This window comes from Alphaproteobacteria bacterium (assembly GCA_016124955.1).
GTDB lineage: Bacteria > Pseudomonadota > Alphaproteobacteria > UBA9219 > RFNS01 > RI-461.
The window spans coordinates 16,954-40,237 of record WGMR01000005.1; the positions used below are offsets into that span (position 1 = coordinate 16,954).

General features: G+C 60.6%; 28 protein-coding genes. 20 read left to right on the plus strand and 8 right to left on the minus strand.

Annotated elements, in window-relative coordinates; genetic code table 11:
* Positions 1 to 40: 40 nt before the first annotated feature.
* From GC131_03060 to GC131_03115, 12 genes are read left to right on the plus strand one after another with little or no spacing between them, the layout of a single operon-like run.
* The gene (locus GC131_03060) at positions 41 to 1,417 is read left to right on the plus strand and encodes a signal recognition particle protein (GenBank protein MBI1273047.1); all 1,377 of its coding nucleotides are present in this window, start codon (positions 41 to 43) and stop codon (positions 1,415 to 1,417) included.
* A 16-nt stretch (positions 1,418 to 1,433) separates the two neighbouring features.
* Entirely contained in the window at positions 1,434 to 1,943 is a 510-nt protein-coding gene (gene rpsP, locus GC131_03065; protein ID MBI1273048.1) for a 30S ribosomal protein S16, read from the plus strand.
* Between the two features lie 22 nt (positions 1,944 to 1,965).
* On the plus strand, positions 1,966 to 2,556 hold the full coding sequence (rimM, locus tag GC131_03070; GenBank protein MBI1273049.1) for a 16S rRNA processing protein RimM: 591 nt from the start codon (positions 1,966 to 1,968) through the stop codon (positions 2,554 to 2,556).
* Positions 2,553 to 3,305 carry a tRNA (guanosine(37)-N1)-methyltransferase TrmD gene (gene trmD / locus GC131_03075; GenBank protein MBI1273050.1) on the plus strand — a complete coding sequence of 251 codons (753 nt, stop codon included), beginning with the start codon at positions 2,553 to 2,555 and terminating at the stop codon, positions 3,303 to 3,305. Before rimM ends, trmD begins: the two co-directional genes overlap by 4 nt.
* Positions 3,302 to 3,784: a 50S ribosomal protein L19 gene (locus GC131_03080; GenBank protein MBI1273051.1), complete on the plus strand. Its 483-nt coding sequence runs from the start codon at positions 3,302 to 3,304 to the stop codon at positions 3,782 to 3,784. The genes trmD and GC131_03080 overlap by 4 nt, the downstream gene beginning before the upstream one ends.
* A gap of 14 nt (positions 3,785 to 3,798) precedes the next feature.
* A complete protein-coding gene (gene leuC / locus GC131_03085) occupies positions 3,799 to 5,220 on the plus strand; it encodes a 3-isopropylmalate dehydratase large subunit (protein MBI1273052.1) in 1,422 nt (473 codons plus the stop codon).
* Positions 5,217 to 5,429, plus strand: coding sequence for a DUF4177 domain-containing protein (locus GC131_03090; protein MBI1273053.1), 213 nt, complete (start codon positions 5,217 to 5,219; stop codon positions 5,427 to 5,429). The genes leuC and GC131_03090 overlap by 4 nt, the downstream gene beginning before the upstream one ends.
* A 12-nt stretch (positions 5,430 to 5,441) precedes the next feature.
* Positions 5,442 to 5,660, plus strand: coding sequence for a hypothetical protein (locus GC131_03095; protein ID MBI1273054.1), 219 nt, complete (start codon positions 5,442 to 5,444; stop codon positions 5,658 to 5,660).
* Positions 5,660 to 6,283: a 3-isopropylmalate dehydratase small subunit gene (gene leuD / locus GC131_03100; protein MBI1273055.1), complete on the plus strand. Its 624-nt coding sequence runs from the start codon at positions 5,660 to 5,662 to the stop codon at positions 6,281 to 6,283. Before GC131_03095 ends, leuD begins: the two co-directional genes overlap by 1 nt.
* A gap of 13 nt (positions 6,284 to 6,296) precedes the next feature.
* Complete coding sequence (gene leuB / locus GC131_03105; protein MBI1273056.1) at positions 6,297 to 7,403, plus strand: 3-isopropylmalate dehydrogenase; 1,107 nt, start codon at positions 6,297 to 6,299, stop codon at positions 7,401 to 7,403.
* A 5-nt stretch (positions 7,404 to 7,408) separates the two neighbouring features.
* Positions 7,409 to 9,214 carry an elongation factor 4 gene (lepA, locus tag GC131_03110; GenBank protein ID MBI1273057.1) on the plus strand — a complete coding sequence of 602 codons (1,806 nt, stop codon included), beginning with the start codon at positions 7,409 to 7,411 and terminating at the stop codon, positions 9,212 to 9,214.
* A 9-nt stretch (positions 9,215 to 9,223) separates the two neighbouring features.
* The gene (locus GC131_03115) at positions 9,224 to 9,985 is read left to right on the plus strand and encodes a methyltransferase domain-containing protein (GenBank protein ID MBI1273058.1); all 762 of its coding nucleotides are present in this window, start codon (positions 9,224 to 9,226) and stop codon (positions 9,983 to 9,985) included.
* Positions 9,986 to 9,990: 5 nt separating this feature from the next.
* Here the strand turns inward: GC131_03115 and GC131_03120 are convergent, their stop codons facing one another.
* Positions 9,991 to 10,635: a rhamnosyl O-methyltransferase gene (locus tag GC131_03120; protein ID MBI1273059.1), complete on the minus strand. Its 645-nt coding sequence runs from the start codon at positions 10,633 to 10,635 to the stop codon at positions 9,991 to 9,993.
* Positions 10,632 to 11,510, minus strand: coding sequence for an SDR family NAD(P)-dependent oxidoreductase (locus GC131_03125; GenBank protein MBI1273060.1), 879 nt, complete (start codon positions 11,508 to 11,510; stop codon positions 10,632 to 10,634). Before GC131_03125 ends, GC131_03120 begins: the two co-directional genes overlap by 4 nt.
* Before the next feature lie 18 nt (positions 11,511 to 11,528).
* Here GC131_03125 and GC131_03130 point away from each other — a divergent pair, with 18 nt between their 5' ends.
* Both GC131_03130 and GC131_03135 read left to right on the plus strand, forming a co-directional pair.
* A complete protein-coding gene (locus tag GC131_03130) occupies positions 11,529 to 12,197 on the plus strand; it encodes a hypothetical protein (GenBank protein MBI1273061.1) in 669 nt (222 codons plus the stop codon).
* Positions 12,194 to 13,051 carry a tRNA glutamyl-Q(34) synthetase GluQRS gene (locus GC131_03135; protein MBI1273062.1) on the plus strand — a complete coding sequence of 286 codons (858 nt, stop codon included), beginning with the start codon at positions 12,194 to 12,196 and terminating at the stop codon, positions 13,049 to 13,051. The genes GC131_03130 and GC131_03135 overlap by 4 nt, the downstream gene beginning before the upstream one ends.
* Here the strand turns inward: GC131_03135 and GC131_03140 are convergent.
* From GC131_03140 to sdhC, 5 genes are read right to left on the minus strand one after another with little or no spacing between them, the layout of a single operon-like run.
* The gene (locus tag GC131_03140; protein MBI1273063.1) at positions 13,006 to 13,899 is read right to left on the minus strand and encodes a DUF4743 domain-containing protein; all 894 of its coding nucleotides are present in this window, start codon (positions 13,897 to 13,899) and stop codon (positions 13,006 to 13,008) included. The genes GC131_03135 and GC131_03140 overlap by 46 nt on opposite strands.
* Positions 13,900 to 13,903: 4 nt before the next feature.
* Entirely contained in the window at positions 13,904 to 14,686 is a 783-nt protein-coding gene (sdhB, locus tag GC131_03145; GenBank protein MBI1273064.1) for a succinate dehydrogenase iron-sulfur subunit, read from the minus strand.
* A gap of 10 nt (positions 14,687 to 14,696) precedes the next feature.
* Entirely contained in the window at positions 14,697 to 16,490 is a 1,794-nt protein-coding gene (locus GC131_03150; GenBank protein ID MBI1273065.1) for a succinate dehydrogenase flavoprotein subunit, read from the minus strand.
* Between the two features lie 3 nt (positions 16,491 to 16,493).
* The gene (gene sdhD, locus GC131_03155) at positions 16,494 to 16,895 is read right to left on the minus strand and encodes a succinate dehydrogenase, hydrophobic membrane anchor protein (GenBank protein ID MBI1273066.1); all 402 of its coding nucleotides are present in this window, start codon (positions 16,893 to 16,895) and stop codon (positions 16,494 to 16,496) included.
* Positions 16,892 to 17,296, minus strand: a complete 405-nt coding sequence (sdhC, locus tag GC131_03160) for a succinate dehydrogenase, cytochrome b556 subunit (GenBank protein ID MBI1273067.1) — start codon at positions 17,294 to 17,296, stop codon at positions 16,892 to 16,894. Before sdhC ends, sdhD begins: the two co-directional genes overlap by 4 nt.
* A 168-nt stretch (positions 17,297 to 17,464) precedes the next feature.
* Here sdhC and GC131_03165 point away from each other — a divergent pair, with 168 nt between their 5' ends.
* The 4 genes from GC131_03165 to GC131_03180 all read left to right on the plus strand — a co-directional run bounded on the left by GC131_03165 (position 17,465) and on the right by GC131_03180 (position 20,548).
* A complete protein-coding gene (locus GC131_03165; protein ID MBI1273068.1) occupies positions 17,465 to 18,046 on the plus strand; it encodes a methyltransferase in 582 nt (193 codons plus the stop codon).
* A gap of 9 nt (positions 18,047 to 18,055) precedes the next feature.
* On the plus strand, positions 18,056 to 18,898 hold the full coding sequence (gene dapD / locus GC131_03170; GenBank protein ID MBI1273069.1) for a 2,3,4,5-tetrahydropyridine-2,6-dicarboxylate N-succinyltransferase: 843 nt from the start codon (positions 18,056 to 18,058) through the stop codon (positions 18,896 to 18,898).
* Between the two features lie 24 nt (positions 18,899 to 18,922).
* Positions 18,923 to 19,540 (plus strand): hypothetical protein, encoded by a 618-nt coding sequence (locus tag GC131_03175; GenBank protein MBI1273070.1) that lies wholly within the window; start codon positions 18,923 to 18,925, stop codon positions 19,538 to 19,540.
* A gap of 84 nt (positions 19,541 to 19,624) precedes the next feature.
* Positions 19,625 to 20,548, plus strand: a complete 924-nt coding sequence (locus GC131_03180; GenBank protein ID MBI1273071.1) for a 4-hydroxy-tetrahydrodipicolinate synthase — start codon at positions 19,625 to 19,627, stop codon at positions 20,546 to 20,548.
* Positions 20,549 to 20,563: 15 nt separating this feature from the next.
* On the opposite strand, the gene GC131_03185 is transcribed toward GC131_03180, so the two are convergent.
* Positions 20,564 to 21,583, minus strand: coding sequence for an aspartate-semialdehyde dehydrogenase (locus GC131_03185; protein MBI1273072.1), 1,020 nt, complete (start codon positions 21,581 to 21,583; stop codon positions 20,564 to 20,566).
* A 114-nt stretch (positions 21,584 to 21,697) separates the two neighbouring features.
* On the opposite strand from GC131_03185, the gene GC131_03190 reads away from it, so the two are divergent.
* Together GC131_03190 and GC131_03195 are read left to right on the plus strand one after the other, a co-directional pair.
* Positions 21,698 to 22,027, plus strand: coding sequence for a DUF962 domain-containing protein (locus GC131_03190; GenBank protein ID MBI1273073.1), 330 nt, complete (start codon positions 21,698 to 21,700; stop codon positions 22,025 to 22,027).
* A 114-nt stretch (positions 22,028 to 22,141) separates the two neighbouring features.
* Positions 22,142 to 23,281 carry an acetyl-CoA C-acyltransferase gene (locus tag GC131_03195; GenBank protein ID MBI1273074.1) on the plus strand — a complete coding sequence of 380 codons (1,140 nt, stop codon included), beginning with the start codon at positions 22,142 to 22,144 and terminating at the stop codon, positions 23,279 to 23,281.
* The last annotated feature ends 3 nt before the right edge of the window (positions 23,282 to 23,284 follow it).

Below are 23,284 nucleotides of genomic sequence, written 5' to 3' on the forward strand. Positions count from 1 at the left end.
CACTGGCCTGCACCTGCTTTGTGCTGGTTTTTGGAGCCCTATGTTCGAGACGCTTGGTAACAGACTGAACGGCATTTTCGACCGCCTCACCGGTCGCGGCCATCTTTCCGAAGATGACGTGAACGAAGCGCTGCGCGATGTGCGTATCGCGCTGCTCGAAGCCGATGTCGCGCTGCCGGTCGCCAAGGATTTCATCGATGGCATAAGGGCAAAGGCGGTTGGCGAAGCCGTCCTGCGCTCGGTTACGCCGGGCCAGCAGGTGGTCAAGATCGTCCATGACGGCATTGTCGATCTTCTGGGCCGCGAAAGCGTGCCGCTCGATCTCAATGTCAACCCGCCTGCCGTGATCCTCATGCTCGGTCTGCAGGGTTCGGGCAAAACAACCACTTCGGCCAAGCTGGCGCGGCGCTTGAAGGAAGAAGACAAGAAAAAGGTTTTGCTCGCTTCGCTCGATACGCAGCGCCCCGCGGCGCAGGAACAGCTTGCGGTGCTGGCCGGCCAAATAGGCGCCGGCATCCTGCCTGTCGTGGCGGGCGAAAACCCGGAAAAGATCACGAAGCGCGCGCTCGAAGTTGCGCGGCTGGAAGGTTATGATGTTCTCGTGCTCGATACCGCCGGCAGGCTTTCGATCGATGCCGCGTTGATGGCCGAAGCCGCCGCAGTGAGCAAGCTGGCGCAGCCTTCGGAAAAGCTTTTGGTCGTCGATGCGATGACGGGGCAGGACGCCGTGAACACGGCGCGCAATTTCCACGAACAGATCGGCGTTACCGGCATTGTGCTGACGCGGATCGATGGCGATACGCGCGGCGGCGCCGCGCTTTCCATGCGCGCGGTGACGCAACAGCCGATCAAGTTCTTCGGCACCGGCGAAAAGACCGGCGCGCTCGAAGTGTTTCACCCCGACCGGCTCGCGGGCCGTATTCTGGGCATGGGCGATGTTGTGACGCTGGTTGAGAAAGCGGCCGCTTCGATCGATCAGGAAAGCGCGGCCAAGACAGTCGAGAGAATGCAAAAAGGCCAGTTCGATTTCGAAGATTTGGCGGACCAGTTCCGTCAGATGCAGCGCATGGGCGGGATCGGCGGCCTGATGGGCATGCTGCCCGGCGTGGGCAAGCTGAAGGAACAGATTGCGGGCGCCAATATCGACGACAAGATGGTCAAGCGGCAGGAAGCGATTATTTTGTCGATGACGAGGGCGGAGCGCCGCGATGTCGGGCTTTTAAACGGTTCGCGCCGCCGCCGGATCGCGAACGGAGCCGGGGTTGATGTCGCCGACGTCAACCGGCTCGTGAAACAGTATCTGTCGATGCGCGACATGATGCGCAAGGTCGGCAAGATGAACAAGAAGGGTCTTTTAGGAAATCTCGGCAAGAATTTGCCGGGTATGTTGTCACAATCAACTCACAAGTCTAACTGAAGAAGGAGTACCGAGTATGCTGGTAATGCGTATGTCAAGGCGCGGAACGAAGAAGCGCCCGTTCTATCACATCGTCGTGGCCGACAGCCGTTTTCCGCGCGATGGCCGTTACATTGAAAAGATCGGCACCTACAACCCGATGCTGACCAACGACAACCCGCAGCGTCTGACGCTGAATGCGGAACGTGCGAAGCATTGGTTGTCGCAGGGCGCGCAGCCGTCCGATCGCGTCGGCCGTTTCCTTCATCTGAAGGAACTGGGCCCGAAGCCGACCTGGAACGAAACGCCGCAGAAATCGGCGCCCAAGGCCAAGGCGCAAGAGCGCATGAAGGCCGAGGAAGAAGCCAAGCTGGCCGCCGCCGAAGCCGCCAAGCAGGCTGCGGAAGACGCCAAGAAGGCCGCCGAAGCGCCGGCAGAGGCTCCGGCTGAAGCCGCCGCCGAACCCGCCGCTGAAGCAGCGCCGGTCGCCGAAGAAGTGCCGGTTGAGGCGCCTGCAGAAGCTCCGGCTGAAGAAAAGCAGGCCTGAGGCGGAAGCGGGAAAGGCAGCCATGGCGACGGACCGTAAAATCTGCATCGCACAAATCACCGGCGCGCACGGCGTGCGCGGTCAGGTGCGCGTGCGCGCGTTTACGGAAAAGCCCCGCTCGGTTGCCGCCTATGGCCCGCTTTGCGATGCGGAAGGCGTGCGTACCTTCACGCTTGCCGTCAAGGGCAGTGCCCCGGGCGGCCAGATCATCGCAACGCTTTCGGGTGTCGATAACCGCAACGCAGCTGAAGCGCTCAAGGGCGTGCGGCTGTTCGCCAGCCGCGCGCGTTTGCCGAAACCCGGCAAGCGCGAATATTACCATGCCGATCTGATCGGCATGGCTGCGGTTACGGCTGGCGGTCGCAAGATCGGCAAGGTAAGCGCGTTGCACGATTTTGGCGCCGGACCGGTGCTGGAGATCGAGCGTGCGGGCAGCGCAAGCATCATGCTGCCCTTCACCGATGCCGTTGTGCCCGAAGTGGATGTGGCGGCGGCGCGCATGGTGGTCGATGTGCCCAAGGGTTGGCTCGATGGGGCCGAAAAGCCCGCCCGCAAGCAGGCGGGCAAATCTTCCGGCAAGCGTGCAACGCAGCCGCAGGAGGACAGGCCATGACCGCAAGGCTGCGTTTCGATGTGCTGACCCTGTTCCCGGAAATGTTTCCGGGGCCGCTTGGGCAAAGTTTGCCCGGCAAGGCGCTGGCGCAGGACATATGGGCGCTGAACGTGATGGATGTGCGCGACGCGGCGCAAGACAAGCATCGCACGGTCGATGATACGCCCTATGGCGGCGGCGCAGGCATGGTGATGCGGCCCGATGTGGCCGCGGCCGCGCTGGCGTTGGCAACCGAACGTTTCGGCGGGGCCTCGCGCCGCATTTATCTTTCGCCGCGCGGCAGGAAGATCGATCAGGCGCTGGTGCAGGACCTGGCGGGTGCCGGTTCCGTATTGCTGATGTGCGGGCGCTACGAAGGCATCGATGAACGCGCGATTGAAGCCGGCGGCCTTGAAGAAGTCAGCCTCGGGGATTTTGTCCTTGCGGGCGGCGAGTTGGCCGCCATGGCGCTGATTGAGGCGTGCACGCGGTTGCTGCCGGGCGTGCTTGGTAACGAAGAAGCGGTGAAAGAGGAAAGCTTCGCCGCAGGGTTGCTTGAATATCCGCATTACACCCGCCCGGCCGTCTGGGAAGGCCGCGCGGTGCCGGAAGTGCTGATTTCCGGGCATCACGAGAAAGTTCAGGCCTGGCGCAGGGCCGAAGCCGAACGCATCACCCGCGAACGCCGCCCCGATTTATGGCAGCGTGCGGCTGGTCAAAAGGTCATAACAGGTTTATCAACTGGTTTAACAAAGGAGAAAGTATCATGAACTTGCTGCAGAAGATCGAAGCCCGTCAGATGGCGAAGCTTCAGGAAAAGGCCCGTCTGGCCGATTTCGGGCCCGGCGATACCGTGCGCGTGAACGTCAAGGTGGTTGAAGGTACGCGTGAACGTATTCAGGCCTATGAAGGCGTATGCATCGCCCGTAAGAACGCGGGGCTGAACTCGTCTTTCACTGTCCGTAAAATCTCGCACGGCGAAGGTGTGGAACGCGTGTTCCCGCTCTACAGCCCGCGCGTGGATTCGGTCGAGCTGGTGCGCACCGGCGATGTTCGCGGCTCGAAGCTTTATTACCTGCGCGGCCGTCAGGGCAAGTCCGCCCGTATCGCCGAGCGTTCCGACAACCAGGAAGCGCTCGCGGCCGCCGCAGTGGCGACCGAGCAGGTCGTTGAACCCAAGGCCAAGAAGGCCAAGGCAGAGGGTGCACCCGAAGCCGCCGAGGCCAAGGAAGAAGCCAAGAGCGCCTGAGCGCGGAGCAGTCGATGACCAATCCGCGTACCCTGTTCGACAAGATCTGGGACAGCCACATCGTCACCCGGCAGGAAGACGGCACCTGCGTGCTGTATATCGACCGGCATCTGGTGCACGAAGTCACGAGCCCGCAGGCCTTCGAAGGCCTGCGGCTCGCGAAGCGCCGCGTGCGCCGTCCGGATGCCACGCTTGCGGTGGCCGACCATAACGTGCCCACCAGCCATGACCGGCTGCAGGGCATCCGCGAAAAGGATTCGCGCGTGCAGGTCGAAACGCTCGAACAGAATGTGCGCGATTTCGGCATCGAATATTATGCCATGAGCGACGCGCGGCAGGGCATCGTGCATGTGGTGGGGCCGGAACAGGGCTTCACGCTGCCGGGGGCCACCATCGTATGCGGCGACAGCCATACCTCCACCCACGGCGCGTTTGGCGCGCTTGCATTCGGCATCGGTACTTCGGAAGTCGAACATGTGCTGGCGACACAAACACTCCTGATGCGTCCGGCCAAGAACATGCGCGTGCTGGTCGATGGCGATTTGCCACTCGGTATCACATCGAAAGACATGATCCTCGCGATCATCGGCAAAATCGGCACGGCGGGCGGCACCGGTCACGTTATCGAATATTGCGGCAAAGCGGTGCAGGCGCTTTCTATGGAAGGCCGCATGACCGTGTGCAACATGTCGATCGAAGGCGGCGCCCGCGCGGGCCTGATCGCGCCCGACGAAACCACTTTCGCCTATCTGAAGGGCCGCGACCGCGCGCCGCAGGGCAAGGCGTGGGACGATGCCGTGGCGTGGTGGAAGACGCTGCCTTCCGACAGTGGCGCCCGCTATGACAAGGATATAACGCTGGCGGCGGGCGATATCGCGCCGCAAGTCACGTGGGGCACTTCGCCCGAAGACGTGCTGCCCGTCACCGCTTCGGTGCCGGATCCGGCAAGCGCGTCCGACCCCGGCAAAAAGGCGGCGATGGAACGCGCGCTTGCCTATATGGGGTTGAAGCCCGGCATGAAGCTGGCTGATGTGAAGGTGGATAAGGTTTTCATCGGTTCCTGTACCAACGGCCGGATTGAGGATTTGCGCGCGGTCGCCAAGCTGGCCGAGGGGCGTAAGGTGGCCGAAAATGTTTATGCAATGATCGTGCCCGGCTCCGGGCTGGTGAAGCAGCAGGCGGAAGAAGAAGGCCTGCACAGGATATTCATCGAAGCCGGGTTTGATTGGCGCGAGCCGGGCTGCTCGATGTGCCTTGCGATGAACGAAGACCGGTTGAGCCCGGAAGAACGCTGCGCCTCCACCTCGAACCGCAATTTTGAAGGCCGGCAAGGCCGCGGCGGGCGCACCCATTTGATGAGCCCGGCGATGGCCGCCGCCGCCGCCGTAACCGGCCGGCTGACCGACATCCGCGAATTTGGCAAGGAGGCGTCATGAAGGAATATAAGGTCATCATCTACCGCGAACCGCTGCTTGGTTCGATCCTGCTTGGCGGCGCCAAGGTGAACCCCGAACGCTACACGCAATTTCTGAACGAAAACGCCGAACAGGGCTGGCGCGTTATCACGATGGAGCGCGAAAGCCGCCGCGAATTGCTGTTCTTCAAGCGCGAAGCGTTCCTGACGATCCTTGAACGCGATAAATAGGGAGGCCAAGTCATGAACCGTTCAACCCTTATGCGTGCCCTGATGGGCGTTATCGTGGTGGCGGGTGCGCTCGGCATCCTCGATATCTGGTTCGATATTTTCTCGCGCGAAGTGTTCGGTAAATTCCTGCTTACCTGCATCATCGTTGCGGGCGTTATCGCGGCCGTGCTCGCGATCCGCAACGATATCGACGACGAAGACCGCAAGAAAAAAGACGGGTACCTGAACTGATGAAACCTTTCACCGTATTGACCGGGGTTGCCGCGCCGATGGCGCTGATGAATGTCGATACCGACATGATCATCCCCAAGCAATTCCTGAAAACCATCAAGCGCACGGGGTTGGGCAAGTTTCTGTTCAACGACATGCGCTTCACGCCGGACGGCAAGGAAGTGCCGGATTTCGTGCTCAACAAGCCTGCCTACCGCAAGGCCGAGATATTGGTGGCGGGCGCGAATTTCGGGTGCGGTTCAAGCCGCGAACATGCGCCGTGGGCTTTGCTCGATTTCGGCATCCGCTGCGTGATCGCGCCGTCTTTCGCCGATATTTTCTACAATAACTGCTTCAAGAACGGTATTTTGCCGATCGTGCTGCCGCAGGCGGATATCGACAAGCTGATGGACGATGCTTCGCGCGGCGCCAATGCGGCCGTGACGATCGATCTGGAAAAGCTGGAAATCCGCGGCCCCGATGGCGGCTGCATCAAGTTCGAGGTGGATGCCTTCCGCCGCGATTGCCTGCTAAGGGGGCTTGACGATATCGGCCTGACGGAAAAGCACGTAAGCGAGATTGAATCCTTTGAAAACCGGCAGCGGCAGGAACGCCCCTGGTTCTGGAACAAGAAAGCGTCCTGAGGTAGCGAAAAGCATGAGCGCGAAGAAAATCCTTCTTCTTCCCGGTGACGGGATCGGCCCCGAAGCCATGGGTGTGACCCGTAAGGTTATCGAATGGTTTGGCGCAAAACGCGGGTTGAAGTTTGAAATTTCCGAACGTCCCGTCGGCGGCGCTTCGATCGATGCGCATGGCGAGCCGGTGACGGATGCTGCGCTGGCCGAAGCGAAAGCGGCTGATGCCGTGCTGCTGGGCGCCGTAGGCGGCCCGAAATGGGACAAGGTCGATTACAAAATCCGGCCCGAAGCCGGCCTGCTGCGCTTGCGCAAGGAGCTGGATTTGTTCGCCAACCTGCGTCCCGCGCTGGTGTTCGATGCGTTGCTCGATGCCTCGACCCTGAAGCCGGAAATCGTGCGCGGGCTTGATATCATGATCGTGCGCGAATTGACGGGCGGCGTTTATTTCGGCGAACCGCGCGGCATCACCGATCTTGGCAGCGGCAACCGCCGCGGCGTGAATACACAAGTTTATACAACCCCGGAAATCCACCGCGTCGCGCGCGTGGCGTTCGAACTGGCGCGCAAGCGCGGCAACCGCGTCTGTTCGTGCGAAAAGGGCAATGTGATGGAATCGGGCCGCTTGTGGCGCGAAGACGTTACGGCGCTGCATGCGGCCGAATATAAGGATGTGGAATTGACGCATATGTACGCCGATAACGCGGCGATGCAGCTTTTGCGCAATCCGCGCCAGTTCGATGTGATCGTCACCGATAATCTGTTCGGCGATATTTTGTCGGACGAAGCCGCGATGCTTACGGGTTCGCTCGGCATGCTGCCTTCCGCCTCGCTCGGCGCAGCGCATGCGAACGGCAAGCGCCTCGCCATGTACGAGCCGGTGCACGGTTCCGCGCCCGATATCGCGGGGCAGGATAAGGCCAACCCGCTGGCCACGATTCTCAGCTTCGGCATGATGTTGCGTTATTCGTTCGATCTGGGCAGCGAGGCCGATTTGCTTGAAGGCGCGGTCAAAAAGCTGTTGGATGAAGGCGTGCGCACCGGCGATATCGCTGCTCCCGGTACAAAGCCCGTCGGCACGCAGGCGATGGGCGCGGCATTGCTTAAGATGCTGGAAAAGCTTATCTAGTATCCATGTTTCCCAAAGAACGCATCCGCAACTTCGCCATCATCGCCCATATCGATCATGGCAAATCCACGCTGGCCGACCGGCTGATCGAGCGTTGCGGCGGCTTGGAAACGCGCGAGATGCGCGAACAGATCCTCGATAGCATGGATATCGAGCGCGAGCGCGGCATCACCATCAAGGCGCAAACTGTCCGTCTCGGCTACAAAGCAAAAGATGGCGAGCTCTATCAGCTCAATCTGATGGACACGCCGGGCCATGTCGATTTCGCCTACGAAGTCAGCCGCAGCCTCGCGGCTTGCGAAGGTTCCATCCTTGTGGTCGATGCCTCGCAGGGCGTTGAGGCGCAAACGCTGGCGAACGTCTATCAGGCGCTCGATAACCACCATGAAATCGTGCCGGTTCTGAACAAGATCGATCTGCCCGCGGCGGAGCCGGAGCGCGTGAAAAGCCAGATTGAGGATGTGATCGGTATTGATGCATCCGATGCCGTGCCGATCTCGGCCAAAACCGGGCAGGGTATCGATGAAGTGCTCGAAGCCATTGTTACCCGGCTGCCGCCGCCCAAGGGCGATCCGGCCACGCCGCTCAAGGCGCTGCTGGTCGATAGCTGGTATGACAGCTATCTCGGGGTCGTCGTGCTGGTGCGCGTGATCGATGGTGTTTTGAAAAAAGGGCTGAAGGCCCGCTTCATGGCCACGGGGGCGGCGCGGGAAATCGACCGCGTCGGCGTCTTTGCGCCCAAGAAGCTTGAGGTGGACGAACTTGGACCCGGCGAAGTCGGCTTCATTACCGCCGGTATCAAGCAAATTGCCGATACCAAGGTGGGCGACACCATCACGGAAGACCGCCGCCCGGCTGATAAGCCGCTGGCCGGCTTTAAGCCTTCTGTCCCCGTCGTGTTCTGCGGTCTGTTCCCGACCGATTCATCGCAGTTCGAGCATTTGCGTGAATCGCTCGGTAAGCTCGCGCTGAACGACGCCAGTTTTCAATACGAGGCGGAAACCTCGGCCGCGCTGGGTTACGGGTTCCGCTGCGGATTCCTCGGGTTGCTGCATCTCGAAATTATCCAGGAGCGGCTTGAGCGCGAATTCAACCTCGATCTCATTACCACCGCGCCTTCGGTCATTTATCATATGCATCTTACGAACGGGGATTTGCTGCAATTACACAACCCTGCCGATATGCCGGACCCCGTGAAGATTGACCGTATCGAGGAACCCTGGATCAAAGCCACGGTATTCACGCCCGATGAACATCTCGGCAGCATTCTTGCGCTCTGCAACGATCGCCGCGGCGAGCAAATTGATCTGACATATGTCGGTAGCCGTGCAATGCTTGTGTATCGCTTGCCGCTTAATGAAGTGGTATTCGATTTCTACGACCGGCTGAAATCCATCAGCCGGGGCTATGCCAGTTTCGATTATGTGATCGACGAATACCGCGAAGGCGATCTTGTGAAGATGGGTATTCTTGTGAACGGCGAGGCGGTGGATGCGCTTTCCTCGGTCGTGCATCGCGGCACGGCGGAAAAGCGCGGGCGCCAGCTGTGCGAACGGCTGAAAACATTGATACCGCGGCAATTGTTCAAAATCGCGATTCAGGCCGCGATCGGCGACAAGATCATCGCGCGCGAAGACGTTTCCGCGATCCGCAAGGACGTGACGGCGAAATGCTACGGCGGCGACGTTTCGCGCAAGCGCAAATTGCTGGACAAGCAGAAAGAAGGCAAGAAGCGCATGAAGCAGTTCGGGCAGGTCGAAATCCCGCAATCCGCCTTCATCGCCGCGCTGCGCATGGACGATAATAAATAAGAGGCTTTCATGGACCGCTTTGCCGAAGCTGCTTTCTATTACAAGTATCGTCCGGCATGGCCTGAAGATCTGATTGCCGAGCTGGCGCGTGTCGTGAATACGTCACGGAATGAAGGTATTTGCTGGGATATCGGTGCCGGCACGGGGTCGCTTACTATCCCGCTTTCCCGCCATTTCCGCGTTGTGCATGCGGTCGAGCCTTCCGTTCCCATGTTAGCCGAACTTGAAAAAGATGCTGCGGCGGGTGAGGGCAAGATCGTCATTCACCGCCTGTCGGACAAGGATTTGCCCGCCAATCTGCCATCGTTTAACCTGGCGGTGTTTGGGCGTTCATTTCACTGGATGGATCGCAATCGCCTTCTCGATGTCATGTACGATATGACTTTGCCCGGCGGCGCTGTCGCCATTCTCAGCGATGCATCTTATGATCAGGATTCCGAGCCGTGGCAAAGCGCAACGCGTGATGTTATGAAACGTTATGTCGGGGAAATTGGTTGGGACAAACCGCAAGACTGGCTGCCGCATAAAGAGCTTCTGGCAAGCAGGAATGATTGGCGCATGACCGACATAAGCCGTACCGTGCGACGGCATGCAACGGTCGAGGAAATCGTAAACCGGTGCCTGTCCTATTCTTGGTGTGCGCCCTCCGCGCTTGGCGAAAAATGTGAAGAGTTTGTTGAAACAATGCGTTCCGAGTTATCAGGCCATGCACAAGAAGGCCTGTTGCACGAAAACGCTGAAATCACGGCATTGCTGCTAAGACCGGTTTAACGCGTCTACGCCACCCGGTAATATCCCTTCATCGCGACGCTGGAGCCGAATTTTTCGGCGCGCGCTTGGTCGTAAACCAGCCGCCCGGGGTTTTGCTTTACATAAGCGTCGATCGCCTCCATCGGGCCGGGGCCGTGTTCGGGCCGCACAAGGTGGCCGTTGACGATGGTATCTTCCACGATCAGGTAATCGCCGCTGCGCAGGAACGGAACGTGCGCCGCAAGCTCGCGCGCCACATGCTGCGCGCTGTGGTCGGCATCGAGGATCAGGAAAAGCGGCCCGCGCGGCTCGGGGATCTGGCGGTAAACGCTGGCGGCCACGTCGGTCGCGCCGCTGTCGGCCTTGAGCCATACGAGGTTTGGCACGGCGGTATGATCGAGCTGCCATTCGGCCATCGGGTCAATGGTGAAAACCTTTCCCTTGCGGCCGAGATTGGTGAACAGATCGGCAAAAAACAGCGCCGAGCCGCCGTGGCGCGTGCCGGTTTCCACAATCCATTCGATTTTATGTTCGCAGATGATTTCCTGGTAATTCCACATGTCCGGCGGGTATTTCAGCGTGCGCACGCCGCGATAGCTCATGTGCTTCCATACGTTGGTTTCGTGGAACCAACGCAGGTAGTCCCATGCCGGGCCGGTCGGTTGTGTCATGCGCTTTTCTCCGGTGCCAGTGCCTGCAGTCCTTCACGGTAGGTAGGGTATTTCAGCTTTATGTGCAACGCCTGTTTGATGCGGTCGTTCCGCACCTTCCGGCTTTCGGCGTAAAACCCGCGCGCCATGGGGGACATGGCGGCCTCGGCTTCCGCCAGCGGCACCAGCGGCGGCGGCTCCATGCCCAGAAGTTCGGCGGCGTATGCCACCATCTCATGCCCCGGCGCGGGCTGGTCGTCGGCGAGGTTATAGATCGCGCCCGGCTCGGGCCGGTTCATCGAAGCGCACAACACCTGCACGATATCTTCAACATGGATGCGGTTGAAGATATGTCCCGGTTTGTCGATGCGCGTGGCCGTGCCGCGTTGCAGGTTTTCAAGTGCGTTGCGGCCGGGCCCATAAATTCCGGCAATGCGGAATGTGTGCACGGGCACGCCGTATTCCTGCAACCCGCGCCAGCGGTTTTCGGCTTCCAGCCGCGCGCGGCCGTTTTCGCCGCCGGGCGCAGGGGGCGTTTGCTCGTCAACCCAGCCGCCTTGCCGGTCGCCATATATGCCGGTGCTGGAAAGATAGCCGAACCATTTCATTTGCGGCGCGTGGCCGACGATATCGCAATCATGGATATCGAAAACCGGGTCGCCGAACCTGTCGGGCGGGATGCTGTGCAGGATGTAATCCGCCCCCGCCAGCGTGGCGGGCAGCGCCCTGATGCCCTGGCCGCGGTCGAACAGATAGCCTTCGATACCGAGCCGCTCAAGGTCGCGCAGCTTGCTTTCGCGCCGCGTTGTGCCGGCCACATCCCAGCCGTAACTTCTTAGCTGACCGGCCAGCGCCAGTGCGGTATAACCAAGGCCGAAGATGAAAATGCGTGCCATGACGGAGCCACTCTAGGCATGAAAACACCCGCGCTCAAGCATATACATGGCCTTTCTGCGCTGTGCCTTATCGCCGCCTTTACGGCGCCGGCGCTTGCCGCGCCGCCGTCGCAACAGCTGCAGGATTGCCTGAAGCGCAGCGAAGAAGCGCCGGACGAAGCCTATGCCGCCGCCCTTGTGTGGGAAAAACAGGGCAAGGGCGGGCGCGAAGCGTCCACCTGCCTCGCGATGGCGGAATTCAATCGCGGCAACTTTGCCGAAGCTGCGCCGCGCCTTGCCGCGCTGGCGGCGGGGGAGAAGGATGCGGCAAAGGCTGCCGCGATCTTTAACCGCGCAGGCTGGGCGTGGGTGCGCGCGGGCATGGCCGAAAAAGCGGAAGCGCAATTTTCCAGCGCGATCGAAAAGGCGCCGGACGATCCGGTCAACTGGACCGATCGCGCCGTCGCCGCGATGGACGGCGAGCGTTACTGGGATGCGCTTGATGATCTGAAACAGGCCATCAAGCTCGATAAAACCTCGGCCGACGCCTATGCGTGGCGCGCCAGCGTGTGGGACAAGCTCGGCAACGGCACCAATGCCCGGCTTGATGCCGAAGCGGCCCTTGGCCGCGACCCGAAGCAGGCGCTCGCGCGGCAATTGTATGAAAAGTATCCGCGCAAAAAGGCGCAGGAAGCGGCGGCGGAATGACAACCGTAACCCGTTTCGCACCCAGCCCCACGGGGCATCTGCATCTCGGTCACGCCTATTCGGCGCTCTATGCCGCGCAAGCGGCGCAGCAGGCGGGCGGAAAGTTCTTGCTGCGCATTGAAGATATTGACCCGACCCGTTGCCGCCCGAACTACACCGAAGATCTGCTCGAAGATCTCGCCTGGCTCGGGCTGGTATGGGAATACCCGGTGCGCAATCAATCGAAACATATGGCGGATTACGAAGCCGCGCTGAACCGGCTGCGCGGCATGGGGCTTATCTATCCATGCTTTTGCACCCGCAGGGAGATAGAGGCCGAAGTTGCCGCCGCTGGCCACGCGCCGCACCTGCCATCCCGTGGGGGGCCCGACGGGGCCGTCTATCCCGGCATTTGCCGCGGCATGGATGCAGCGGAAGCCGATATACGCATCAAAAGCGGGGACGGGCACAGCTTCCGGCTCGATATGGAAAAGGCCGCCGCCATGACCGGGCCGCTTGTTTGGCAGGATCGCGAACGCGATACCGTAACCGCGCAGCCGCAGGATTTCGGCGATATCGTGCTGGCGCGCAAGGAAACGCCAACCTCATACCACCTTAGCGTTACGGTTGATGACGCGTTGCAGGGCGTTACGCTGGTGACGCGCGGGGAAGATTTGCTGCGCGCGACCGATATCCACCGTTTGCTGCAGGCGCTTCTTGGCTACGAAACGCCGGCCTATGACCATCACAAGATGCTTTCAAACCGGGAGGGGGAGCGTCTTTCGAAACGCGATGGCGCGCTTACGCTGCGCCAGTTGCGTGCCGCCGGTCATTCGGCGGCGGAAGTGCGCGCCATGGCTGGTTTTGGCGGCTGACGGTTTAGTCCGATCGCAAGTGCCTCATATTCCGGTTCGTCGCGTGCGATGATGCCGTGGCGCATCAGAAAATCTATTTGCACCAGATTGACGTTGAATTTGAATTTATCGGTATCGCGCACAATTGCCATCACTTCGGGCGCGGGCAAAAGATGGAAGGCGGCCACTTCGCCGTCACGGTTTTGCGGCACGAAGCTTTCCGGCAATTCAAGGTCATAGATAAACAGCGTGTCTTGCCGCAGGCCCTCGGCCTGTTCGTACAAATAGCTGATATCGCCTGCGGCAATGGCTTTGCCGGCCATTTCCGGGCTCATGCCGGCTTCTTCGGCCGCTTCCTTGCGCAAATTTTCCTCGGTCGTCAGGCCAAAGGGCTGCCCGCCGCCGATGATGTTATCGAACTTGCCGGGCGCCACAAACCTGTCGGCGGCGCGTTCGCCCAGCCAAATATGCAATGCACCGTGCTTGCGCACGAAGCCGTTCACATGCACGCCCCAGCTATGGGTGCCGAACCATGGTACGGCAGCGCGATCGAGCACGGCGAGCGGCTCGGCTTCATAGGCGGTTGTTACAGGGTAATATTCGCCGCGCATTTGCGGTGGCGGCGTTTGGCGCGCGGCGATCAGCGCGGCGGCTTCGGCCAGCGCGGCAGTGCGTTCCTTGAAGTTGTCGAGCTTTTCCGAAAGCGCGATGCCGTTGCCGGAAGCCGTAAAATTTTGTCCGCTTGATGCAAGCATGTCTGCCAGCGTTTCACGCATCCAGCCGACTTGTGCGCCCGCCACTATAAAGGGGCGGTATGGCTTCAGATCATGCTTGTTGCAGGCGGAAATGTGGCGGAGAAAACCGGGCATAATCTCAGGATTGCCGCTCCGCCATCATTTGCTTCATTTCCCCGATCGCCTTCGCGGGGTTCAGCCCCTTGGGGCAGGTGTTGGTGCAATTCATGATCGTGTGGCAGCGATAGAGCCGGAACGGATCTTCAAGCTCGTCAAGCCGCTCGCCCGCCATTTCGTCGCGCGTGTCGATCACCCAGCGATAGGCCTGCAAAAGCACGGCGGGGCCGAGATAGCGGTCGCTGTTCCACCAATAGCTCGGGCAGCTGGTCGAACAACAGAAGCACAGAATGCATTCATATGCGCCATCGAGCTTCGCGCGTTCTTCGGGCGATTGCAGCCGCTCGCGGTCCGGCGGCGGCGGGGTCTGGCTTTGCAGCCACGGCTTGATCGAAGCGTACTGCGCGTAAATTTGCGTCAGATCGGGCACCAGGTCTTTCACAACCGGCATATGCGGCAGCGGATAGACCTTGGCGGTGCCGCTGATTTCGTCGATGTGTTTCAGGCAAGCAAGCGTGTTGGTGCCGTCCACATTCATGGCGCAGCTGCCGCAAATGCCTTCGCGGCAGGAACGGCGGAAGGTCAGCGTGCTGTCGATATCGTTTTTGATATGGATTAGCGCGTCCAGCACCATCGGCCCGCATTTATCGAGATCGATCGTGTAGTCATCGACGCGCGGGTTTTCGCTGTCGTCGGGGCTCCAGCGGTAGATGCTGAAGGTCTTGGTGCGCGTCGCGCCTTCGGGCGCGGGGTAGCTTTTGCCTTTCTTGACCTTGGAATTTTTAGGCAATGTGAATTCAACCATGGCGGCCCCCTTAGTAAACGCGCGCTTTGGGCGGGATGGGTTTCACCTCGTCCGTCAGCGTGTTCATGTGTACCGGGCGGTAATCGATCTTCGTTTTGCCCTTTTCGTCGATCCATATGACCGTATGCTTCATCCATTCCTTGTCGTTGCGGTCCGGGAAATCTTCGCGCGCGTGCGCGCCGCGGCTTTCCTTGCGATTGGCGGCGGCATCGATCGCGGTCACGGCCTGTGCCATAAGGTTATCAAGCTCGATGGTCTCCATGAGATCCGAATTCCATACGAGCGTGCGGTCGCCGACCCCAAGCTTCTCCCGTTTGGCCCACGCGCCCTGTATTTTCTTGCGCCCTTCTTCCAGCGCATCGCCGGTGCGGAACACGGGGCAATAGGTCTGCATGGTTTTCTGCATCTCGAGCCGCAGATCGGCGGTGCGCACATCGCCCTTGGCGTTGCGCAGCCGGTCGAGCCGCTCAATGGCAAAATCACCGGCATCCGCGGGCAATTCCTTATGCCCCTGTCCGGGCTTGATCACGTCGGCGGCGCGGTTGGCGGCGGCGCGGCCGAACACCACGAGATCGAGCAGCGAGTTGGAGCCGAGCCGGTTCGCGCCATGCACCGAAACGCAGGCGGCCTCGCCGATCGCCATCAGCCCCGGCACAACGGCGTCCGGGTTGTCTTTTACCGGGCGCACCACTTCGGTCTGGTGGTTGGTGGGGATACCGCCCATGTTGTAATGCACGGTCGGCAGAACGGGGATGGGTTCCTTCGTTACATCCACGCCCGCGAAGATGCGCGCGGTTTCGGCGATGCCGGGCAAGCGCTGATGGATCACGGCGGGATCGAGATGTTCGAGATGCAGGTGGATATGGTCCTGTTCCTTCCCGCAGCCCCGGCCTTCACGGATTTCGATGGTCATGGAGCGGCTGACGACGTCGCGGCTGGCAAGGTCCTTGGCGCTTGGCGCATAGCGTTCCATGAAACGCTCGCCGCTCGCATTGGTGACATAGCCGCCTTCGCCGCGCACGCCTTCGGTGATCAGGCAGCCGGCGCCGTAAATGCCGGTCGGGTGGAACTGGATGAATTCCATGTCCTGCAGCGGCAACCCGGCGCGCAACACCATGGCGTTGCCGTCGCCCGTGCAGGTGTGGGCGGACGTGCATGAAAAGTATGTACGGCCATAACCGCCGGTCGCGAGCACGACCGTGTGCGCGCGGAAACGGTGGATCGTGCCGTCATCAAGGTTCCAGGCGACAACGCCGCGGCATGCGCCTTCTTCGTCCATAATGAGATCGAGCGCGAAATATTCGATGAAGAATTCGGCATCGTGCTTCAGCGATTGCTGATAGAGCGTGTGCAAAATGGCGTGGCCGGTGCGGTCGGCGGCGGCGCAGGTGCGGTGCGCGGCGGGACCGGTGCCGAATTTCGTAGTCATGCCGCCGAACGGGCGCTGGTAGATCTTGCCCGCTTCGGTGCGGCTGAAGGGCACGCCGTAATGTTCAAGTTCGATCACGGCGGGAATGGCCTCGCGGCACATATATTCAATTGCATCCTGGTCGCCGAGCCAGTCGGAGCCCTTCACGGTATCGTACATATGCCAGCGCCAGTCATCCTCGCCCATATTGCCAAGGGCTGCCGAAATTCCGCCCTGCGCCGCCACGGTGTGGCTGCGGGTCGGGAATACTTTGGTGATGCAGGCGGTTTTAAGACCCTTGAGCGCCATGCCGAAGGTCGCGCGCAAACCCGCGCCGCCGGCGCCGACGACAACGACATCATAGGTGTGGTCGATATATTCGTATGCTTTCGGCATCAATTACGCTCCGGCCCCCAGAAAAATTTTCAACACCGCCAGCACGCCCGCAAGCGCCAGCGCCACGGCGCCAAGCTTGATCGCGACAAAACTGGCGGTTTTTGTAACTTCGCAATGCACGTAATCTTCGATCACTTCCTTGATCCCCGCCGCGCCGTGGTGGAACCCGGCGGCAAGCAGCAAGATCATAAGCCCGGCGCTGACCGGGTTGTGCAGCCATTCGGTCACGGCAGCGCGGTCGCCCGCTTGTACGCACCAAACAAGGCTGCCTGCAAACCAGAGGCTAAGCGGAATGAGCGCGAGCGCGCTCAGGCGCATCGCCATCCATGCCCTTGCGCCGCTTTTGGCGGAACCGATCCCGCGCACGCGGGCCAGCGGGGTGCGCATGCTGTTCTTGTTCTTCATGGCGCAAACCCCCAAAGCGGTGCCCAGGCGAGCAACGTAAGGGCGGCGGACACAATCAGTGCGAGATAGCCGGTCGTATAGACTTGCTTGATTTCAAGAAAGAGCCCGGCGTCCCAGAACAGATGGCGTATGCCGGAACACAGATGATAGAAAAACGCCCACACCCATCCCGAAAGCAGCGCAAGCCCGATGCTTGAGGAAAATGCGGCGCTGATCTGCGCGAAGCATTCGGCGCTGAACGCGGCTGCCCACAGCCACGCGACCAGCACAGGCAGCCCGAGCAACAGGCCGACACCCGTCATGCGGTGGAAAATCGACATGCCCGAGGTCAGTTGCGGGCGGTAAACCTGAAGATGCGGTGAAAGCGGGCGCGGGGTTTTGGCTGGCTGCTGAGCTGGCATTGCGAACCTTGGCGAATAATTCCGGGCGGGATGATTCTATAACGCCAAGCATCCTAGGCGCTGGAGCCGGAAACCGCAATATCCTTGTGGAACAGGGGGTTAGTGATACCGGTTCTTATCTGATATGCCGGTATGGTTGGAACGCCGTAAATTGCCCCCGGGCCGCAAATGATCGACCATATTTATGTAGCCTTTGCCTGCTTGTTCGTTACAGTTTTGTGTCTTGGCCTGTATTACGAAAAAAAGGCCAAGATAGGCGCTGTTCCCACATTGTCGCCCGCTGCAAAAAAAATGCTTGCGCTGGCCGTCGCACACGGTAATGCCGCGCGGCCATTGCGCATTGCCGACTTGGGTTGTGGTTGGGGCGGGCTGCTTATGCGCTTTGCCCGGCATTACAGAGATGCGGATATAACCGGCTATGAGGTTTTTCCGTTCGCTTTTCTGGTTTCAAAGATGCGTGCGTTTTTATCGCGGCGTAACCGCGGCAGCATAACAGTGCTGAACCGTGATTTCATGCAAGACGATCTTGGCGCGTATGATCTCGTATTATGCTACCTGTCGCCGCGCCTGATGGAGGCGCTTGAGCAAAAATTCGTGCAGGAACTGAAGCCCGGAGCATGCGTCATATCCAACGCGTTTGCGTTGCCCGGCATACGTCCGCTGGAAACCGCGGAGGTGACAATTTTGGGCCTCGGGATACCGGTTTATCTGTATCGTCAGCCACTTGCCAAAAACGGCGCGGGGTCGTAACAAAAACATATGCAAACAGAACAGCTTCAAACCATTATCGACAAGGCGTGGGAAGACCGCGCCGCCGTCACCTCCGCCACGAAGGGGGAGGTGCGGGATGCCGTGGAAACCGCTTTGTCCGGGCTCGATAGCGGCGCGTTCCGCGTGGCGGAAAAGGCGGGCGATGCGTGGCGGGTCAATCAATGGCTGAAGAAGGCGGTTTTGCTGTTCTTCCGGCTCGAAGACATGGCAATGATCTCCGGCGGCCCCGGCGGCGCACACTGGTGGGATAAGGTCCCGTCCAAGTTCGATGGCTGGGGGCCGGAACAATTCAAGGCCGCCGGCTTCCGCGCCGTGCCGGGCAGCATCGTGCGCCGCTCGGCCTATATCGCGCCCGGCGTGGTGCTGATGCCTTCTTTCGTCAATCTTGGCGCCTATGTCGGCGAAGGCACCATGGTCGATACGTGGGTTACCGTCGGTTCCTGCGCGCAGGTCGGCAAAAACTGTCATATCTCGGGCGGCGTCGGGATCGGCGGCGTGCTGGAACCGTTGCAGGCAGGCCCGGTGATTATCGAAGACGATTGTTTCATCGGCGCGCGCAGCGAAGTTGTGGAAGGTGTGGTCGTGGGGCGCGGCTCCGTGCTTTCGATGGGCGTTTTCATCAGCTCGACCAGCCGGATCGTCGATCGCGCGACGGGCGAAGTGTTCGTCGGCCGCGTGCCGCCTTATTCGGTAGTTGTGCCGGGCGCCATGCCGGGCAAGCCGTTGCCGGACGGCAGCGCGGGCCCGAGCCTCGCTTGCGCCGTGATCGTGAAACGGGTCGATGAAAAGACCCGCGCCAAAACATCGATCAATGAACTGCTGCGCGACTAGCGCCGCGCATAAGGGGTACCCACGGTGCATATCACGCTGATCGGCATGTCGAACATCGGCAAAAGCCACTGGGCCCGCCGCTTGGCCGCAGAGCGCGGCTTCGAGTATGTCGATTGCGACCTTCTGGTCGAGCGCAGCCTTGGCCCCGAGATGGCGGAATTCGGCGAAGGCCTCGCGAACGTCGCAAAATGGCTGGGCCAGCCATACGACACGCGCTACGCATCGGCCAGCCGGCAGTATATTGAACACGAAACGCAGATTATGCGCGATGTATTGGAGCAGATTCGTGCCCATCCGGACGATGCCCCGCTGGTAGCCGACACCACGGGCAGCGTGATTTATGTGGACGGTAAAATTCTTGCAGAATTGCAGGCGCTGACGCGCGTGATCTATCTCGAAGCCTCGCCCGAACATACCGCGCATCTGTTCGAAACCTACATCGCCACCCCAAAGCCGGTGATATGGGGCGATGCCTTTGTCCCGCAGCCGGGCGAAGCGCCGGGCGATGCGCTGAAGCGCTGCTACCCGGCCTTGCTTGAAGCGCGCGCGAAGCGCTACCGCGAACTCGCGCACGTCACCATACCGTTCGAACAGCACCGGCAGCCGTCCGGCGGGCTCGATTTACTGGTCGGGAAGGCCTGAAAACCCCTTTAAACGGCAATAAGCTGATTGAATTAACCATGGCGGGCGGCTATTATATTGTCATCGAAACAAGGAAGGTCGGTCATGGCACAGAAGGCTACGCAAACGGAATTTTACGGCTCCATTACAGCCCTTATCACCCCGTTCCGGGATGGCAAGGTCGATGCCGCGCAATTCCAGAAGTTCGTGCAATGGCAGATCGATGAAGGCACCCACGGTCTTGTGCCCTGCGGCACCACGGGCGAAAGCCCGACGCTAAGCCACGAAGAACACCATCAGGTGATCGAACTGTGCATCGAAGCCGCGAAGGGCAAAGTGCCCGTGATCGCCGGGTGCGGTTCCAATGCGACGGCCGAAGCCATTAGCCTGACGCAGCACGCCGAAAAGGCGGGCGCGGATGCCGCGCTGCAGGTCACGCCTTATTATAACAAGCCCACGCAGGAAGGCCTCTATCAGCACTTCAAGGCCATCCATGATAACAGCGGCCTGCCCATCATCATCTATAACATTCCCGGCCGCAGCGTCGTGAATATGTCGGTCGAAACCATGGCGCGTCTGGCCGAATTGCCGCGCATCGTGGGCGTGAAGGACGCCACGGCGGATCTGCAGCGCCCGGCGCTGCAGCGCGTCGCGTGCGGCGATGATTTCTGCCAGCTTTCGGGCGAAGATGGCACGGCGCTCGCGTTTCTCGCGCAGGGCGGCGTGGGGTGCATCTCGGTCGCTTCCAACATCGCGCCGCGCCTGTGCAGCGAAATGCAGGTGGCCTGGCGTGCGGGCGATATCGCCAACGCCACGCGCATCAATGTCCTGCTGACGCCGTTGTTCCAGGCTTTGTTCGTGGAATCTTCCCCCGCGCCGGTGAAGTTCGGCGCTTCACTGCTGGGCCTGTGCCGCAACGAGCTGCGCCTGCCGCTCGTGGCCGCAAGCAAGGCAACGGAAAAGCTGATGCAGGATGTGATGCAGAAAGCGGGCCTGCTGCCGGCCAACCTTAAGGCATTCGGCGGCTGATAGCCGCGCGCAGCGCTATTTCAGATAATCTTTTGCCAGCAGTTCCGCTATCTGGATGGCGTTAAGCGCCGCGCCCTTGCGCAGATTGTCGGCCACGACCCAGATAGTCAGCCCGTTTTCCACGGTCATATCCTCGCGGATACGGCTGACAAAAACCGCATCTTCGCCCGCGCATTCGACCGGCGTCACGAAGCCTTCCTCGTTATGCTGGTCAATCACGGTGATGCCCGCGGCCTTTTTCAGCGCGGCGCGCGCTTCGGTCGCGCTCACCGGGTTCCCGAATTCTATATTCGCGCTCACGGCGTGGCCGATGAACACCGGCGCACGCACGCATGTGGCGGTAAGCTTGATCTTGGGATCAAGGATTTTCTTGGTCTCCACCATCATTTTCCATTCTTCCTTGGTGGAGCCGTCCTCCATGAACACATCGATCTGCGGAATGACGTTGAAGGCGATCTGCTTGGTGAACTGTTCTTTCTTGATCTGGTCGTTCACGTAAACCGCGCGCGTCTGGCTGAACAGTTCGTCCATCGCTTCCCGCCCCGCGCCGGAAACCGATTGATAGGTCGCGACCACGACGCGGTTTATTTTCGCAAGGTCGTGCAGCGGCTTCAGCGCCACGACAAGCTGGATGGTCGAACAGTTGGGGTTGGCGATGATGTTTTTCTTGGCATAACCGGCGATCGCCTGCGGGTTCACTTCCGGCACCACCAGCGGCACATCCGGGTCCATGCGGAAATGCGACGTGTTGTCGATCACGATGCAACCGGCGGCGCCCGCGCGCGGCGCAAATTCGGCCGATATTTTCGCGCCGGCGGAAGAAAGGCAGATATCCACGCCGCGGAAATCGAATTTCGCGAGGTCCTGCACCTTCAGCGTTTCGTCTTCGCCGAAGCTGGCCGTGCCGCCGGCCGAGCGCGCGGAGGCAAGCGCATACACTTCCGAGACCGGAAATTTGCGCTCCGCCAGCGTCTTGAGCATTTCCTGACCCACGGCGCCAGTGGCCCCGACAACCGCTACCTTGTACTTCCCCATATCTTTCCGCCGTTCAAAATCGTTTGTGCAGCGCAACATCGCGCGCCATTGATATAACCAGAGCGGCGGATTTTATGCTATAATTATTTAGCGTTTTTGAGGCGGGAGGCGGCAATGACAAAGGCCTATACCACCTACGAAGACTTCTGGCCCTTTTATCTGTCGCAGCATGCGCGGCGCGGCACGCGGGCGCTGCATCTGTTCGGCACCGGGGTCGCTATCCTATATATCGGCAAGGCGGTTTTCAGCTTCAACCCCTTCTGGCTGCTTGGCGCCGCTTTCATGGGCTATTTCTTCGCCTGGATCGGGCATTTTTTCATCGAAAAGAACCGGCCCGCCACCTTCAGCTACCCGTTATGGTCGCTGCGCGGGGATTTTCACATGTTCTATCTGTGGGCCACGGGGCGGCTGGGCGACGAGCTACGCAAGCATGGCCTTGGGTGACGCCCACATGCGGCTGCACGGCGTAACCATTTCTTAATCCTTGTTTCACCAATATGAATTGTTTGGCCTATACTACTGCAGCAGCCCGCCCGAAGGCCATGCCCGAGGTTTGCAATGAAGCCAGTCGTCATCGCCGGTTACGCCCGTTCACCCTTCTGCTTCGCCGCCAAGGGTGAGCTTGCCAAGGTGCGGCCGGATGATATCGCCGCCGCCGTTGTGCGCGGCCTGCTTGAACGCACGAAGGTCGATCCGAACGCGATCGAGGATCTGATCGTCGGTTGCGCTTTCCCGGAAGGGGAGCAGGGTTTGAACGTGGCGCGGCTGATCGGTTTTATCGCCGGGCTGCCGCAATCGGTCGCGGGCGTAACGGTCAACCGTTTTTGCGGCTCTTCCATGCAAAGCATTCACATGGCCGCCGGCGCGATCCAGATGGGCGCGGGCGATGCCTTTATATGCGCAGGCATTGAAAGCATGACGCGCATTCCAATGGGCGGCTACAACACGCTGCCCAACCCCGCCTTGTATGAAACGCTGCCTGCCGCCTATATGGGCATGGGCGAAACGGCGGAAAATGTCGCGCGCAAATACAAGATATCGCGCAAGGAGCAGGAAGAATTCGCGGTTGTGTCGCACGCCCGCGCAAGCGCGGCGCAGGAAGGCGGCAGACTGACGGCCGAAATTGTGCCGGTACAGGCGCCCGAAGGCATGGTGGAAAAAGACGGCTGCATCAGGCCCGGCACCACCGCGGAAAAGCTCGCGACGCTTAAACTTGCGTTCGATGAAAGTGGCTCCGTTACGGCGGGCACATCTTCGCCGCTGACCGATGGCGCGGCGGCCACGCTGGTCACGAGCGAGGAATTCGCACGCACGCACAGGCTCCCCATTCTGGCGCGGATCAGGTCTGTCGCCGTTGCCGGATGCGCGCCCGAAATCATGGGTATCGGCCCGGTGGCCGCCACGCGCAAGGCGCTGGCGCGCGCGGGGCTTGAAGCCAAGGATATGGATGTGATCGAACTGAACGAAGCGTTTGCTTCACAGTCCATCGCTTGCATCCGCGATCTCGGGCTCGATCAAAGCAAGATCAATATTGATGGCGGCGCGATCGCGCTCGGCCATCCGCTGGGCGCCACCGGCGCCCGTATCACCGGCAAGGCGGCGCAAATCATGCAGCGGGAAGGCAAGCGCTATGCGCTGGCCACGCAATGCATCGGCGGCGGGCAGGGGATCGCCACCATCCTTGAAGCGGCGGAGTAAGCG